This window comes from Pseudoduganella sp. UC29_71, assembly GCF_042693265.1.
GTDB lineage: Bacteria > Pseudomonadota > Gammaproteobacteria > Burkholderiales > Burkholderiaceae_D > Rugamonas.
This window is the reverse complement of record NZ_CP170549.1, coordinates 6289218-6304578: the sequence shown is the minus strand read 5'-3', so window position 1 is coordinate 6304578 and position 15361 is coordinate 6289218. Positions and strand designations below refer to the sequence as shown.

At 67.7% G+C, this 15361-nt stretch carries 14 protein-coding genes and 1 pseudogene; 6 read left to right on the top strand and 9 right to left on the bottom strand.

What is annotated here, in order from left to right; translation table 11 throughout:
* Positions 1-65 precede the first annotated feature (65 nt).
* The gene (locus tag ACFJI2_RS28185) at positions 66-1088 is read right to left on the bottom strand and encodes an MBL fold metallo-hydrolase (RefSeq protein ID WP_377702819.1); all 1023 of its coding nucleotides are present in this window, start codon (positions 1086-1088) and stop codon (positions 66-68) included.
* 84 nt (positions 1089-1172) lie between these two features.
* Between ACFJI2_RS28185 and ACFJI2_RS28180 the strand changes: the two genes are divergently transcribed.
* Positions 1173-1778: a TetR/AcrR family transcriptional regulator gene (locus tag ACFJI2_RS28180; protein WP_107869804.1), complete on the top strand. Its 606-nt coding sequence runs from the start codon at positions 1173-1175 to the stop codon at positions 1776-1778.
* A 9-nt stretch (positions 1779-1787) separates the two neighbouring features.
* On the opposite strand, the gene ACFJI2_RS28175 is transcribed toward ACFJI2_RS28180, so the two are convergent.
* Together ACFJI2_RS28175 and ACFJI2_RS28170 are read right to left on the bottom strand one after the other, a co-directional pair.
* Positions 1788-2876, bottom strand: a complete 1089-nt coding sequence (locus tag ACFJI2_RS28175; protein ID WP_377702818.1) for a WD40/YVTN/BNR-like repeat-containing protein — start codon at positions 2874-2876, stop codon at positions 1788-1790.
* A gap of 1 nt (position 2877) precedes the next feature.
* Positions 2878-3147 (bottom strand): MoaD/ThiS family protein, encoded by a 270-nt coding sequence (locus ACFJI2_RS28170; protein ID WP_107869802.1) that lies wholly within the window; start codon positions 3145-3147, stop codon positions 2878-2880.
* A gap of 85 nt (positions 3148-3232) precedes the next feature.
* Between ACFJI2_RS28170 and ACFJI2_RS28165 the strand changes: the two genes are divergently transcribed.
* Positions 3233-3565 carry a hypothetical protein gene (locus ACFJI2_RS28165; RefSeq protein WP_377702817.1) on the top strand — a complete coding sequence of 111 codons (333 nt, stop codon included), beginning with the start codon at positions 3233-3235 and terminating at the stop codon, positions 3563-3565.
* Here ACFJI2_RS28165 and ACFJI2_RS28160 read toward each other — a convergent pair.
* The 5 genes and pseudogenes from ACFJI2_RS28160 to ACFJI2_RS28140 form a co-directional block, all read right to left on the bottom strand.
* Positions 3566-3847 (bottom strand): annotated as a pseudogene (locus ACFJI2_RS28160) (2Fe-2S iron-sulfur cluster-binding protein); the annotation flags it as partial.
* Positions 3844-4164: a hypothetical protein gene (locus ACFJI2_RS28155; RefSeq protein WP_377702816.1), complete on the bottom strand. Its 321-nt coding sequence runs from the start codon at positions 4162-4164 to the stop codon at positions 3844-3846. The pseudogene ACFJI2_RS28160 and the gene ACFJI2_RS28155, both read right to left, overlap by 4 nt.
* A gap of 94 nt (positions 4165-4258) precedes the next feature.
* A complete protein-coding gene (locus ACFJI2_RS28150; protein ID WP_377702815.1) occupies positions 4259-5947 on the bottom strand; it encodes a glycosyltransferase family 39 protein in 1689 nt (562 codons plus the stop codon).
* A complete protein-coding gene (locus ACFJI2_RS28145) occupies positions 5944-7131 on the bottom strand; it encodes a TIGR03088 family PEP-CTERM/XrtA system glycosyltransferase (protein ID WP_377702814.1) in 1188 nt (395 codons plus the stop codon). Before ACFJI2_RS28145 ends, ACFJI2_RS28150 begins: the two co-directional genes overlap by 4 nt.
* Positions 7128-8339 carry a glycosyltransferase family 4 protein gene (locus tag ACFJI2_RS28140; RefSeq protein WP_377702813.1) on the bottom strand — a complete coding sequence of 404 codons (1212 nt, stop codon included), beginning with the start codon at positions 8337-8339 and terminating at the stop codon, positions 7128-7130. The genes ACFJI2_RS28145 and ACFJI2_RS28140 overlap by 4 nt, the downstream gene beginning before the upstream one ends.
* A 153-nt stretch (positions 8340-8492) precedes the next feature.
* Between ACFJI2_RS28140 and ACFJI2_RS28135 the strand changes: the two genes are divergently transcribed.
* From ACFJI2_RS28135 to ACFJI2_RS28120, 4 genes are read left to right on the top strand one after another with little or no spacing between them, the layout of a single operon-like run.
* A complete protein-coding gene (locus ACFJI2_RS28135; RefSeq protein ID WP_377702812.1) occupies positions 8493-9860 on the top strand; it encodes a UDP-glucose dehydrogenase family protein in 1368 nt (455 codons plus the stop codon).
* Entirely contained in the window at positions 9857-10867 is a 1011-nt protein-coding gene (locus tag ACFJI2_RS28130; RefSeq protein WP_377702811.1) for an NAD-dependent epimerase/dehydratase family protein, read from the top strand. The genes ACFJI2_RS28135 and ACFJI2_RS28130 overlap by 4 nt, the downstream gene beginning before the upstream one ends.
* Positions 10868-10877: 10 nt before the next feature.
* Positions 10878-12194, top strand: a complete 1317-nt coding sequence (locus ACFJI2_RS28125; protein WP_377702810.1) for a nucleotide sugar dehydrogenase — start codon at positions 10878-10880, stop codon at positions 12192-12194.
* Positions 12191-13432: a glycosyltransferase family 4 protein gene (locus tag ACFJI2_RS28120; RefSeq protein ID WP_377702809.1), complete on the top strand. Its 1242-nt coding sequence runs from the start codon at positions 12191-12193 to the stop codon at positions 13430-13432. The genes ACFJI2_RS28125 and ACFJI2_RS28120 overlap by 4 nt, the downstream gene beginning before the upstream one ends.
* Before the next feature lie 10 nt (positions 13433-13442).
* Here the strand turns inward: ACFJI2_RS28120 and ACFJI2_RS28115 are convergent, their stop codons facing one another.
* The gene (locus ACFJI2_RS28115; RefSeq protein WP_377702808.1) at positions 13443-15338 is read right to left on the bottom strand and encodes an XrtA/PEP-CTERM system amidotransferase; all 1896 of its coding nucleotides are present in this window, start codon (positions 15336-15338) and stop codon (positions 13443-13445) included.
* Positions 15339-15361 lie beyond the last annotated feature (23 nt).

The window sequence follows — 15361 nt, the reverse complement described above, 5'->3', positions numbered from 1 at the left end:
ATAAGCAAGCTGAGCCGCATTCGGGGTCTGACCCCGAATGCGGCTCAGCTTGGCTGGGGCTGGGGTCAGAGGAGTTGCTGCCACCATTTGCCGGTGGCGGGGATGTGGCGCAGGTTGAGCTGCTGGCCGATTTCGGGAGTGGCCAGGGTTTGGCCGCGCGCGTCGGCCAGGGCGCTGATGCGGTCGAACGGTTCGTTCCAGGCGTGCAGGGCGAGGTCGAACGTGCCGTTGTGGATGGGCATCAGCAGCTTGCCGCGCAGGTCGATGTGGGCTTGCATGGTTTCTTCTGGCTGCATGTGGATGTCCGGCCATTGCGGGTCGTAGGCGCCGGTCTCCACCATCGTCAGGTCGAAGGGGCCGTATTTGTCGCCGATTTCCTTGAAGCCTTTGAAGTAGCCGGTGTCGCCGCTGAAGAAGATGCGCTGGCCGCCGGCCTGGATGACCCAGGAGGCCCACAGCGTCTGGTTGCCGTCCGCCAGGCCGCGCCCGGAGAAGTGCTGCGCCGGCGTGGCGGTCAGGCGCACGCCGTCCACGGCGGTCGATTGCCACCAATCCAGTTGCTGCACCTTCGCTGCCGGCACGCCCCATTTGACCAGGGTGTCGCCCACGCCCAGCGGGGCGAGGAAATGCTCGGTCTTGGCGGCCAGCGCCAGCACGGCGGCGTGGTCCAGGTGGTCGTAGTGGTCGTGCGACAGGATTACGCCCTTGATCGGCGGCAGGTCGGCGATGCTGATCGGCGGCTGGTGGAAGCGGCGCGGACCGAGCCACTGGAACGGCGAGGCGCGCTCGGAAAATACCGGGTCGGTGAGCCAGAACTGGCCGTCCAGCTTGAGCAATATCGTCGAGTGGCCCAAGCGGAACACGCTGTTGTTGGGCGCCACCAGCAGTTGCTGGCGCATGATGGCGCGCACCGGCACCGGCTTGGACGGCGCCGTGTCGCGCGGCTTGTCGAACAACATGCGGTACACGATGCGCAGCGCGCCCAGGAAGCCGGTCTTGTGCATGCGCACCGGGTTGCGGAATTTGCCGCCCCGGTATTGCGGCGAGGCGTGGTCGGGTTGTTGCGCGGTGAGGGTGCAGTCAGCCATGGCGGCGGCTCCGAAGTGAAAAGTATACTGCACAGTGTAGTTTCATTTTTTGAGAAAGTAAACTACCCGGTGTAAAATACTTGCATGGATACTTCCCGCCTCACCGACCGTAAGCGCCAGGCCATCGTCGATGCCGCCGTGGCCGAATTCCGCGCCAACGGCTTCGACGCCACCAGCATGGACAAGATCGCCGCCACCGCGGGCGTGTCCAAGCGCACCGTGTACAACCATTTCCCGAGCAAGGACGAGCTGTTCGCCCACATCCTGCAGCAGCTGTGGGACAGCAGCGCGGCGCTGCAGGCGTTCCGCTACCGCGCGGACGTGCCGCTGCGCGCGCAACTGCTGGAGCTGGTGGGGGCGAAGATGGCGCTGCTGCGCGACGGCTATTTCCTGGACCTGGCGCGGGTCGCCATCGCCGAGGGCATCCACCATCCGGAGCGGGCGCAGGAAATGGTGGCCAGGCTGGCCGACAAGGAGGAAGGCGTGGCGGCCTGGCTGCGCGCGGCGCAGGCGGACGGCAAGCTCAAGCCGCTGGACCCGGCGCTCGCGTCGCACATGCTGCAGGGCCAGCTGAAGGCCTTCGCGTTCTGGCCGCAGGTGACCATGGGCCAGCCGGTGCTGGAGCCGGCCGCCGAAGCGGCCGTCATCGCGACGGCGGTGGATATGTTCCTGGCCTACTACGCCAGCTAGCGCAGCGCGCTAGGCGAAGCGCACCGCGTACACCGGCGGCATATTGCTGGAGATGGTTTGCCAGTAGTCGCCGCCGTTGGCCGACAGCCACACGCCGCCGGTGGTGGACGCCATCAGCAGGGTCTTGCCGTCTTCGGCCACCGCCAGGCCGTGGCGGTACACCAGGTCGTAGCAGTGTTCCTGCGGCAGGCCGTTGCGCTGCGCCATGAAGCTGGCGCCGCCGTCCGTGGTGCGGGTGGTGGCCATGGCCGCGTCCACGGGGATGCGCTGCTGGTCGGCCACGCCGGGCGCGAACCACGCCGTGTCGCCGTCGCGCGGATGCACCGCCACCGCGAAGCCGAAGGTGGACGGCGACACATCCTTCACTTCGGTCCAGCGCGCGCCGTTGTCCACGCTGCGCCAGATGCCGCTGTGGTGCTGGCACCAGAGCTTGTCCGGCTCGCCTTCGCAGCGCACGATGCGGTGCGGGTCCTGGGCCACGCCGTCTTCGGCCATCTCGGGCGGCATGTAGCCGGCCACCATGCCGCTGGTGCGCAGGCGCCAGCTGGCGCCGCCGTCCGTGGTGAGCCAGGCGCCGCCCACCGACACGCCGACGAGGATGCTGCGGCTGTCGCGCGGGTCCACGCAGATGCTGTGGATGCCGGCCACGTCGTAGCCGCCGCCCATCCACTGCGGGCGCTCGGGCAGATTCCACAAGGCTTCCACCAGCTGCCAGCTGGCGCCGCGGTCGCTGGACTTGAACAGGCCGCCCGGCAGGGTGCCCGCCCACAGCACGCCCGGCTCGTCCTTGCCGCCCGCTTCCAGGCACCAGATCTGGCGCAATGTCCAGTCGGTCTTGTCCTCGCTGCCTTCCGGCTTGGGCGGATAGACCGGCACGCCCACTTCGGTCCACTCGGCGCTGCCGGCGTCGCGCCGGTGCAGCTTGGTGCCGAAGTGGCCCAGGTTGAGCGCCGCGTACAGCGTGCCGTCGCGTTCGTCCGCCAGCACCTGGCTGACCGGCTCGCCAAGGAAGTGGTGGCCGTCCAGTGCCCACTCGCCGTTTTTTGCGGCCAGTTCGAACAAGCCCTTGCGGGTTGCGAGATACGCGCGGTCTGCCATGTCAGCCTCCTGAAAGTGCTTGCAAGATGTAGATCTGGGAATCGGGGCGCAGCGCGTCGTTCAGCAGCGCGCGGTCGCGGCAGCGCTGGCCGTCGATGAAGACGACCACGTTTTCGCGCAGCCGGTTCTGGTCGTCCAGCACATAGCCGCGCAGGCGGGCGTTGCCGGCGAAGGCAGCATCGAGCGCGGCGCGCAGGTCGGCCGCCTGCACCTCGAGCCGGGGCACGGGCAAGAATCGCGCGAGTTGTTGGGTAAAAATAATGTGTGCCAAGGCGACGCTCCTGGAGCGGAAATTCTAGCGCGGATCGGATCAGCTTAGGTCTAAAATGCGCTTAGGGCAACCACAGGAGCGACCGATGTCGATCACGCGTGAAGAACTGGAAACGCTGATGCTGGAAGTGGAACAGGAAGACCCGATCGATTTCGCCGACCTGCCCTTCGAGGAGCAGGATTTGCGCGGCCTGGTGGCCAGCCACCTGGTGGAAATGGCGGACGCCATGGAATCGTTCAGCGAGGAGGACCGTCGCCTGACCCTGATGGCGGTGGCGGCCAAGCTGGTGCTGGAGAACCTGGTGCTGCACATCCAGATGCTGCGCCAGCACGGCCTGCCGCTCAGCGACAGCGCGGATGCGTTGCTGAGCAGGCTGCGCCGCGGCGAGGCCGGCAGCGACGGCAAGGACGGCGGCTAGGGGGGCGATCCGCCGCGCGGCAGGCACGGCCAGTTGCAGGTCGGACTGCGGCACGGCCACGCAGGGCAGGATGTAGCCTTCGCGCTTTTCGTCCGCGCTCAGGCCGGGCCACTCAACCAGGTAGCGCACGCTGCCGCCGCCCATGTGGCAGATGCAGGTGCGGCAGGTGCCGTTGCGGCAGGAGCTGGGCAGGCGGATGCCGGCCCGCTGCGCTGCCATCAGCACGGTGCTGCTGCCGTCGGCGTCGAAATCCCAGCCCTGGACCGTCAGGCTGACCTTCATTGCACCTGGCAGGCGGCGCGCGCGGCCGCCATGCGCTCGTCCTTGTGCTGGTCCGTGGCGGCGGACTGGCCGCTGTTCATCACTTCGTCCACTTCGGCTTTCGGAATATGGTCCCAATAGGACTTGGCCACGCAGTCGCAATACTTGGGCACCAGCTTCAGGTTTTTGGGCGCGCCCGGGCCGGTGTTGCCGTGGCGTATGCAGGCGCTGCGTTCGACTTGCTTGAGCCCGTCCAGGCGCGGATCGGCGGCGGGCGCCGGCGCGGCGGCGGCGTGGGCGGCGGCCAGCAAGGCCGCCAGCAGGAAGGTCAGGCGCATAAAAGTTTCCCCGGTGAATTACTCCGCTATATTACACGGAGTTCAGCGGGGCACGCGCCGCCCAGCTTCGGCCAGCAAGCAAAGACGGGATATGTCAACTGCCGGCGTCAATCGAACGGTTGATGATGGGCAGGTCCAGCTTGCGCGGACCGGCGCGGCGGCCGGACGGTGCCTTGTTGCGGTAGATGACCAGTTCCTTTTCGTAGGCGCGGACATTGTTGGGCGTGGCGATGCGCGCCACTTCCTCGAACTGGCCGGCGGCCAGCACGCGCTCGAAGCGCTGCATCACTGCCAGGTCGTTCCAGAAGCCGGGCTGCACCACCAGGTAGCTGACGTTCAAGCCGTCGATCTGCGCCAGGATGTCCTTCTCGCTGAGCTCATGTTCCTTCACGCCCAGCTCGCGCCGCACGGCCACGTTCAGCAGCATCTTGTCGGCCCGCACCACGGTCAGGTCGCGCCGCTCCTCGTGGGTGCGCATGTTGAAGACAAAGGAACCGTCGCGGTAGCCGGAGAACAGCACGCTGCTGTCCTTGGGCGCCTGCTCGGCCACCAGGCGCGCGGCCTCGGCGTAGCCGCCGACGTAGGCCACCGGCCGCAGCAGCACGGTCTGCAGCCCCACCGCCGCCGTTAGCGCGGCCAGTGCCGCGCCGCGCCAGCGCGGCTGGCGTATACGCATCAGCAGCAAGGCGGCCGCCAGCACCAGCGGCGGCAGGATGTAGACGCTGTGGCGCGCTTCCTTCAGGTCGATGGCGGAGAAGAACAGGTAGCCCGCCATCATCCACAGCAGCCAGAACACGGCGTCGCCGCGGCTGAGCGCGGACGCGGCCGGGCGGCGCCCGCGCACGGCGGCGACGGCGGACCAGGCGGCCGCCATCATCCCGGCGGCGCCCGCCGCCAGCATGGCCCAGCCCAGCTGGCCAGGGAACTGGCGCAGATACCACAGCCAGCCGTCCAGCGAGCGGCGCGACACCAGCGAGTCGTTGATGCGGTACGCGGACTGGATGTTGGCCTGGCCGAACTTCACCGTCAACACCAGCAGCGGGATCAGGCCGATGCACGCCAGCAGCGCAGCCAGCCAGACGTGGCGGTCCTTCAGCGCGGCGGCGCGGCGCTCGTACAGCAGCGTGCCGCCAAAGGCCAGCGCCAGGAAGCCGGCGGTGAGCTTGGTATACATGGCCAGCAGCAGCAGCGCGGCGGCGCCGTACAGCAGCAGCGGGCGCGCGCTGGCCGCATGGCGGTAGCGCGTAAACAGCACGGCGCTCCAGATGAAGAAGGCCAGGCTGGGCACTTCGAGCATCACCTGGCGGCCCCAGAAGGCGATCTCGGGCAGCAGGCACAGCATGGCGGCGGCGGCGGCGGCCGGCCAGGCCGGCAGCCAGCAGCGGAACAGCGCCGACGCGCCCCAGGCGAAGGCCACGTAGTGCAGCGCCACCACCAGCAGCGCCGTGCTTTCCGACACGCCGAACAGCGCGTAGAACGGGGCGCTGACGGCGTAGAACAGCGGCGGGTAGAACAGGATCGTGAGCGCCGGATATTGCGCGTAGTAGTCGTAGGCGTAGCGCGACGGGTCGGACCATGGCGCGGCCACGATCAGGTCCTTGACGAACACCCCGTTCAGCGCGTGGCGCGGCGCGTCGCTCCACCAGTAGGAACCGTCCGCGTGGGCGCCCAGGAACAGCAGGCCGACCAGCGCCGCCAGCAACAGGTGGATAAGCCAGGCGGTGCTGCGCGCGGCGTCAGCGGGCGCGGCCGCTACTGCGGCGTTGTCGTGCACAGCGCTCATGCGCGCCGCCCGGCGCTGTCGTACACCGCCATGTAGTTGTTGACCATGGCCGCCATGCTGAATTCCTCCACTGCTATCTTGCGCGCCGCCGCGCCGTGCGTGCCGCGCAAGGCGGCATCGCCGCCGTAGGCGGCCAGCAGCGCGGCCAGGCCGTCTACATCGCCCGGCTGGAAACAGCGTCCGCAGGCGCCGTCGCGCACCAGCTCCAGGTTGCCGCCCACGCCGGTGGCCAGCACCGGCAGGCCGCAGGCCATGGCTTCCAGGATGGTGTTGGAGATGCCTTCGGACAGCGAGGGCAGCACGAACACGTCGAAGCTGGCCAGGATGGCGGGCACGTCGTCGCGCGCGCCCGACAGCCAGACTTGCTGCTGCACGCCCAGCTCGGCCACCAGCTCATGCAGCGCCTGTTCCAGCGGGCCGCCGCCGACGATGGCCAGGCGCAGGCGCGGCCACAATGCCGGCTGCGTGTCGCGCAGGCGCGCGAAGGCGCGCAGCAGCGTGGCCTGGTCCTTCACCGGCTGCAGCCGGCCCACGGTGCCGATCACGATCCGGTCCGGCGCGTCTAAGCCGTCCGGCAAGGCGGGCCGGGGCGCGCCGGGCGCGCGCGGCACGAAGCGCGCGGTGTCCACGCCGTTGTAGACCTGTTTGATGCGCGGCTGCGCCACGCCCACGCGGCGCGCCAGGTAGCGCGCCAGGTCCTGCGACACGGTGATGTAGCGGTCGATCAGCGGCGCGTGCAGGCGGCGCAGCAGCGCAGGCTTCCACTGGCTGCCGTCCAGGTCGCCCACGTCCCAGCCATGCTCGCCGTGCACGCAAGCGCGCACCCCGGCCAGGCGCGCCGGCAGCAGCACATCCAGCCCCGACATATTGCGCGAGTGGACGATGGCCGGCTTGAGGCGGCGGCACAGGCGCCACATGGCCAGCCGCATGCGCCAGATGCCGATGCGCGAGCGGTGCAGCGCATACACTTCCACGTCCTGGCGCCGGATGCGCAGGCGGAAATCGTTGTAGTTCTCCACGCACAGGATGGCGTGGCGGTAGCGCTCGGCCGGCATGGTGTTGATCAGGTTGACCAGGCCGTTCTCCAGCCCGCCCATGACCAGGTGGTGGATCACGTGCAGCACCAGCGGGCGCGGGTCGTCCGCCGCGGCCGCCGCGGCGCCGGTGGCCGCATCGGCGCTCACGGGCGCACTCCGCTCGGCTGCCAGAGCGGCGTGCTGCGCCCCTGCAGGATATCGCCGAACAGCCGCAGCTGGCCTTCTGTGGTGGCGTCCCAGCTGAACAGCTCGGCGTAGCGGCGCGTGGCGCTGCGCTCGGGCGGCGCGGCGCGCAGGGCCTTCACCGCGTCCGCCACGCCCAGCGGCGTGCGCTCGCGCATCAGCACGCCGGCGGCCGGCGCGGCCACCACTTCCGGCGTGCCCCACACATTGCTGGCCACCACCGGGGTGCCGCAGGCCATGGCCTCCAGCAGCACATTGGCCCAGCCTTCGCGGCTGGAGGCCAGCACCATGGCGTCGGCCGCGTTGTAATAGCGCTTCAGTTCGGGCTGCGCCACCGGGCCGAGGAAGCGCACCCGGTCCGACACGCCCAGCTGCAGCGCCAGCGCTTCCAGCCTGGCGCGGTCCGGGCCGCTGCCGGCGATCAGCAGTTCCGCGTCCGGCAGCGCGGGCAGCGCGGCGATGATCAGTTCATGTCCCTTGCGCTCGATCAGGTAGCCCACCGACAGCAAGGTGTAGCGGTTCAGGCCCAGTTCGCCGCGCACGGCGTCGCGTTCCGGCAACGGTGCGAAGCGCTGCAAATCCACGCCGTTGCGCAGCGGCGTCACCCGGTCCGGGTCCACCCCGAGTTGCACCATTTCATCTTTAAGCGCCTGGCACACGGTGATCATGCCCTGGGCGTTGCGCGCAGCCCACAGAATCATGCGTCGAGGCAATGAATATTGTGGTATCAAATTAATGTCCGTGCCGCGCGCGGTGATGACCACGGGCTTGTTGAAGTACTTGCCGAGCATCACAGCCGCCACCCCGTCGGGATAGAAATAGTGCGCATCGATCAGGTCGAAATGGTAGCCTTCGTCCAGCATGCGGCCGATCTCGCGCTTGGCCGCGCGCGCCAGCAGCAGCGGCGCCACCCGCATGCCGATCTTGGGCAGGCTGACATAGCGCGGATGGCTCACCTGTATGCCGTGCCGCACCTCGTGGCGCGGCACTTTGGCATAGCTGGCATACTCGCCAAAGCGCGGGTTGCTTGAAGGGAACCAGGGGACGGGCGCGACCACGCGCGACTCGGCTTTGCCGCTGGCCAACAGATAGCGCAGCCGCGTTTCGACGAAGATGCCATGACCTGCGTGTTGCTCGTTGGGAAATAAGGTACTGAAGGTAAGTAGCTTCATGTTTGGAGGTAGGGAGCGGTGGGCGCAACGCCGCACGGCGGCACGTTTACTGATAATAAAATTGAAAGTACAATTACGCAAGAGCTACGCTTGGACGGCCAAGCGCAATTCGCCTCCCGCCTCCCCCGGCATTCAGTCTACAGGCACGAATAAATGAATATTTCTGTGATAGGTTCAGGCTACGTCGGTCTCGTGACCGGAGCCTGCTTCGCCGACGTCGGCAACACCGTCTTGTGCCTGGATGTGGACGAGCGCAAGATCGCGCTTCTCAACAGCGGCGGCATTCCCATCCATGAACCCGGCCTGGACGCGCTGGTGGCGCGCAACGCCGCCGCCGAGCGCCTGCTGTTTACCACCAGCTACGACGAGGCGGTGGCGCACGCGGACGTGATCTTCCTCGCCGTGGGCACCCCGCCCGACGAAGACGGCAGCGCCGACCTGCAATACATCCTGGCCGCCGCGCGCAGCATCGGCCAGCGCATCACCAGGCCGGTGGTGGTGGTGGACAAGTCCACCGTACCGGTCGGCACCGGCGACAAGGTGCGCGCCGCCATCGCCGGGGAACTGGCCAAGCGCGGCGCCGAGGTGCGCTTCGACGTGGTGAGCAATCCCGAATTCCTGAAGGAAGGCGCGGCGCTGGACGACTTCATGCGCCCGGACCGCATCATCGTCGGCAGCGACAGCCCGTCGGCGATGAAACTGATGCGCCAGCTGTACGCGCCGTTCAGCCGCCAGCACGAGAAATTCATCGAGATGGACGTGCGCAGTGCCGAGCTGACCAAGTACGCCGCCAACGCCATGCTGGCCACCCGCATCAGCTTCATGAACGAGCTGGCCAACCTGGCCGAGCTGCTGGGCGCCGACATCGAGGCGGTGCGCCTGGGCATGGGCAAGGACCCGCGCATCGGCCCGCAGTTCCTGTATGCGGGCATGGGCTACGGCGGCTCCTGCTTCCCGAAGGACGTGAAGGCCCTGATCCGCACCGGTGCCGATTTCGACCAGCCGCTGCGCATCCTGCAGGCCACCGAGGACGTCAACGAGCGCCAGAAGAATGTGCTGTTCGATAAGCTGGTGCGCCATTTCGGCAGCGCCGGCGCGCTGCACGGCAAGACCATCGCGCTGTGGGGCCTGGCCTTCAAGCCGAACACCGACGACATGCGCGAGGCGCCCAGCCTGGTGCTGATCCGCGCGCTGTTCGCGGCCGGCTGCAAGGTGCGCGCCTACGATCCGGTGGCAAGCAAGGAGGCCGAGCGCCTGCTGCTGGCCGAACACGGCCAGGCGCGCTGCGCCGACCTGCTGTTCCTGGCTTCCTCGGCCAAGGAAGCGGCCTTCGATGCGGACGCGCTGGTGCTGGTGACCGAGTGGAAGGAATTCGGCTCGCCCGACTTCCGCTACCTGGCCGCCAATCTGCGCGCCAAGGCGGTATTCGACGGCCGCAACATCTACGACCTGGAAGCGGTCACCGCTGCCGGCCTGTCCTATGAAGGCATAGGACGCATCAACCACGCGCCGAACGCATGAGCGCGAACGCGATGCCAGGGGCGCACCTGAAAGTGCTGGTCACCGGCGCCGCCGGCTTTGTCGGCAGCGCCGTCGCCGCGCGCCTGGCGGCCATGGGCCACAGCGTGGTGGGCTGCGACAATTTCAACGATTACTACGACCCGCGCCTGAAGACCGGCCGCGTGCATGCCTTGCTGGCCCCGGCCGGCATCGCGTGCCACAGCGTGGAACTGGCCGACGGCGCGCAGGTGCAGGCGCTGTTCGAACGCGAGCAGCCGGCGCTGGTGGTGCACCTGGCCGCGCAGGCCGGCGTGCGCTACTCGCTGGACGACCCGGCCGCCTACGTGCAGTCCAACCTGGTGGCCTTCGGCCACATGCTCGAAGCGTGCCGCCACCACAAGGTGCAGCACCTGCTGTACGCCAGCAGCAGCAGCGTGTACGGCGCCAACGCCAGCCTGCCCTTCAGCGAGGAAGACCGCTGCGACGGCCCGGTATCGATGTATGCCGCCACCAAGAAGGCCAACGAGCTGATGGCGCACTCCTACAGCCACCTGTTCGCCCTGCCCGCCACCGGCCTGCGCTTTTTCACCGTCTACGGACCGTGGGGCCGGCCGGACATGGCTTATTTCAGCTTTGCCGAGAAGATGATGCGCGGCGAAGCCATCCCGGTGTTCGCCGAGGGTAAGCTGAGCCGCGACTTCACCTACATCGACGACATCGTCGAAGGCGTGGTGCGCCTGCTGCACAAGCCGCAGCCCGTCGCCGACGGCAAGGTCCCGCACAGCGTCTTCAACATCGGCAACCACCAGCCGGTGCGCGTGCTGGAGTTCATCCAGACGCTGGAGCGCGTGCTGGGCGTGCAAGCGAAAATGAACTTCCTGCCGATGCAGCCGGGCGACGTGCCGGCCACTTACGCCGCCATCGACAAGCTGCGCGACTGGGTCGGCTTCGCGCCGACCACGGCGCTGGAGACCGGGCTGTCCCGTTTCCGCGACTGGTATCTGCCGTGGCGCGCCGCCAACAACTGAAAGGATTGCCGTGAAAATTTCTGTTTTCGGACTGGGTTACGTGGGCGCCGTGTCATGCGGCTGCCTGCCCGAACTTGGCCATGAGGTCATTGGTGTGGACACCAATCCGCTCAAGGTGAAGATGATCAACAATGGCCAGTCGCCGGTGGTGGAAGAAGGCATCAACGAGCTCATCGCCAAGGCCGTGGCCGAGGGCAAGCTACGCGCCACGCACGACGTGGAGGACGCGGTGCTCAACTCGGACGTGTCGCTGATCTCGGTGGCCACGCCGTCCAATCCCAACTACTCGCCCAACCTGACGGCGGTGGACGCGGTGGTGCGCTCAATCGGCGCCACCCTGCGCAAGAAGCAGGGCGCGCACGTTATCGTACTGCGCAGCACCGTGCCGCCGGGCACCACCGAAGAGCGCATCCTGCCCATCCTGCTGGAAGCGTCGGGCCGCCAGATCGGCGACGGCCTGTCGCTGGTGTTCAATCCCGAGTTCCTGCGCGAAGGCAGTTCCGTGAAGGATTTCCACAATCCGCCGCAGACCGTGGTGGGCAGCCTGGGCGAAGCGGGCTACGAAGCCATGGAAGCGATGTACAAAGGTTTGCCGGGCAAGTTCGAGCGCACCACCACGCAGATCGCCGAGTCGGTGAAATACCTGTGCAACGTGTTCCACGCGATGAAGATCGTGTTCGCCAACGAAGCCGGTTCCGTGCTCAAGGCCTGCAACCTGGACGGCCGCGAAGTGATGAAGATCTTCTGCCAGGACACGCAGCTGAACATCTCGCCGGCCTACCTGCGCCCCGGCTTCGCCTTCGGCGGCTCCTGCCTGCCCAAGGAAGTCAAAGGCTTCCTGACCATGGCGCGCGACCTGGAAGTGCCGATTCCGACCCTGTCCGCGCTATTGGACAGCAACGAGGCGCACATCAAGCGCGCCTACGACATGATCGCCAAAAACGGCCGCAAGAAGGTGGCGCTGTTCGGCCTGGCCTTCAAGCCGGGCACCGACGACATGCGCGACTCGCCGCTGGTGGTGCTGGCCGAGCGCATGCTGGGCAAGGGCTTCGAGCTGGCCATCTTCGACCGCTTCGTGAAGATCAGCCGCCTGCTGGGCAAAAACAAGGAATTCATCGAGCAGGAAATCCCGCACCTGGACAAGCTGCTGCATGAAACGCCGGAAGCCGCGCTGAAGGACGCGGAAGTGATCGTCATCGGCCACGCCGACGCCGAGGCGCGCCAGGCCATCATCGCCCATGCCGAGGGACGCCGCATCATCGACCTGTCCGGCTACGCCGATCTGCGCAGCGCGGCGGGCGCGCACTACGAGGGCATCTGCTGGTGAACGGAGCCAAGCCCAAGCTGGTGTTCGTCTCGCCCGTGTTCCTGTTCCCGAACGACGCGGGCGGCAAGATCCGCAGCACCAACATCCTGCGCGGCCTGAAGGGCGGCGCCTTCCACGTGACGCTGCTGAGCGCGGCCACGCCGGAACAGGCGCGCCGCTGGAGCAAGGAAATCGGCGGCGTGTGCGACGAGTTCGTGCCATGGCAGCCGGCGCCGCAGCGCCCGATGTGGCGGCGCGCCTTCGACCTGCTGGGCAGCCTGCCCGTCAACGTGGCCAACGACAGGACGCGGCCCGGCATGGACGCCGTGCGCCTGCTGGCGCAGCGGCCCGACATCGACCTGATGGTATTCGATTTCGTGCACTCTGCCGTGCTGCGCCCGGCCAGCTTGCGCGCGCGCAGCACCTGTTTCACGCACAACGTGGAAGCGGAGATTTTCGCGCGCCACGCCAAGCAGGCGCGCGGTCCGCACAAGCGCTGGCTGTGGGGTTCGCAGCATGCCAAGATGGCGCAATTCGAAGCGGACGCGCTGCGCAGTTTCGACAGCGTGATCGCCGTCTCCGAGCGCGATGCGCGCTTCTTCAAAGACGCCTACCAGGTGGCGGAGTCGTACGCGATTCCGACCGGCGTCGACCTGGACTTCTTCTCCTACCAGGACCCGCCGGCCGTGGACGCGGCCACCCCGCCCACCGTGGTGTTTACCGGGTCGATGGACTGGGCCGCCAATATCGACGGCATCCAGTTCTTCCTGGGCCAGGTGTGGCCCAGGGTGCTGGCGGCGCGGCCCGAGGCGCGCTTCGTCATCGTGGGACGCAATCCGCCCGCTTCGCTGCAGGCGCTGGCGCGCACCACGTCCAACGTGGAGTTCACCGGCTTTGTCGATGACGTTCGCACCTATGTGCACAAGGCGCATGCCTTCGTGATTCCGCTGCTGGTGGGCGGCGGCACACGCATCAAGGCCTTCGAGGCCATGGCGATGGGCTGTCCGGTGGTATCGACCGCGATCGGCATCGAGGGCCTGGACGCCGACAAGGATGTGCATTACCTGGAACGCGACGAGCCGGCCGCGATGGCGGACGCGGTCCTGCAGCTGCTGGCAGACGGCGCCCTGCGCGACGGCCTGGCGCGGCGCGCGCGCCAGCTGGTGGAGGAGCGCTTCGGGCACGAAAAGGCGGCGCGGGTGTTCGAGGAGATCTGCCTGCGCACGCTGGCGCTGCCGGCGGCGACCGAGGCCGCGTAACCCGCCTTTTTTACGCTGCCATTTCCTTGCGCAGGAAGGCCTCGAACATCAGCAAGGTCCAGATCGGCGCGCTGTAATCGCGGCGCCCGGACTGGTGGTGCTCCACCAGCTCGTGCAGGAAGGCCTTGTTGAAAATCCCCGTATCGGCCAGCATCGGCCCCAGCAGCGAATCGCGCACGCGCTGCGCCAGCGGGCCGCGGAACCAGGCCGCCAGCGGCACCGCGAAGCCCATCTTCTTGCGGTACAGGATGTCGTGCGGCAGGTGCGATTCCAGGCTCTTCTTGAAAATGTACTTGCCTTCGCCGCCGCGCAGCTTCATGTGCGACGGCAGCCCGGAAATCCATTCCACCAGCTGGTGGTCCAGCAGCGGCACGCGCACTTCCAGCGCGTGCGCCATCGAGGCGCGGTCCACCTTGGTCAGGATGTCGCCCGGCAGATAGGTCTTCATGTCGATGTACTGGATCAGCGACAGCGGATCGTCGGTGGGCGACTTGGCCGCATGCCCGCGCATCACGTCGATGGCGCGGTAGCCCTGCAGCCCGGCGCGGAAGCCGGGGCTGAGCAGCTTGTCGCGCATGGCGTCCGACATGATGGAGACGCCGTGGAAATAGCCCTCGACGGTGTCGCGCGCCAGCGCCTCGAAGGTGGTCTTGGCGCGGAACACGCGCGGCGCCCAGTCGGCCTTGGGATACAGCCGGCCCAGCGTGCCGAACACCGGCTTGCGCAGGCTGTCCGGGATGCGGCCGCGCACGTTCTGCTCGGCCATGGCGTAGCGGTAGCGGCGGTAGCCGGCCAGGTTCTCGTCGCCGCCGTCGCCCGACAGCGCCACCGTGACGCGCTTGCGCGCCAGCTGGCACACGCGGTAGGTGGGAATGGCCGAGCTGTCGGCGAAGGGCTCGTCGTACAGGTGGGCCAGCGTGTCGAGCAGGCCGTAGTCGTCGGTGTCCACGGTTTCGGTGTAGTGGTCGGTCTTGTACTGCGCGGCCACCATGGAGGCGTACTCGGATTCGTCGTAGGCCTTGTCGTTGAAGGCGATCGAGCAGGTGTGCACGGGACCTTCGTTGAGGCCGGCCATCATGGCCACCACCGCGCTCGAATCGACGCCGCCGGACAGGAAGGCGCCCAGCGGCACCTCGGCCACCAGGCGGATCTTGACCGCCTCGCGGATGCGCGTCAGCAGTTCTTCCTGCGCATCCTGTTCGGACATGGCGCCGTGCAGCTTGAACGGCACGTCCCAGAACTGCACCGGCTGCGCCAGCGGCGCGCCGACTTTCTGCAGCAGGGTGAAGCCGGGCGAGAGCTTGAGCGCGCCCTTGAAGATGGTCTTCGGCTCCGGCACATAGCCGTAGGCGAAATAGTCTTCCACGGCCTGCGGGTCGATCTCGCGGTTCAGGCCCGGCAGGGTGCGCAGCGCCTTCAGTTCGGAGCTGAAGGCGAAGAAGCCGTCCGGCAGCATGGTGTAGTACAGCGGCTTGACGCCCATGCGGTCGCGGCCCAGGAACATCACCCGCTTGTTGCGGTCCCACAGGCCGAAGGCGAACATGCCGCGGAAGCGGTGCACGCAGTCCTCGCCCCACTCTTCCCACGCGTGCACGATCACCTCGGTGTCGCAACGGGTGCGGAACGTGTGGCCCAGGCCTTTCAGTTCCTCGGTCAGTTCGCGGTAGTTGTAGATCTCGCCGTTGTAGCAGACCATCACGCTGCCATCCTCGTTGCCCAGCGGCTGCAGGCCGGCCGCCACGTCGATCACCGACAGGCGGCGGTGGCCGAAGCCCACGCCCGGCTCGATGTACAGGTCGGCCTCGTCCGGGCCGCGATGGTGCTGCGTTTCGTTCATGCGCGCCAGCAGCGCGCGGTCGATGGCGCGCGTGCCGCGCGTATCAAACATTCCGACTATTCCACACATGATATTCCCGCGCTTTCCCTTGA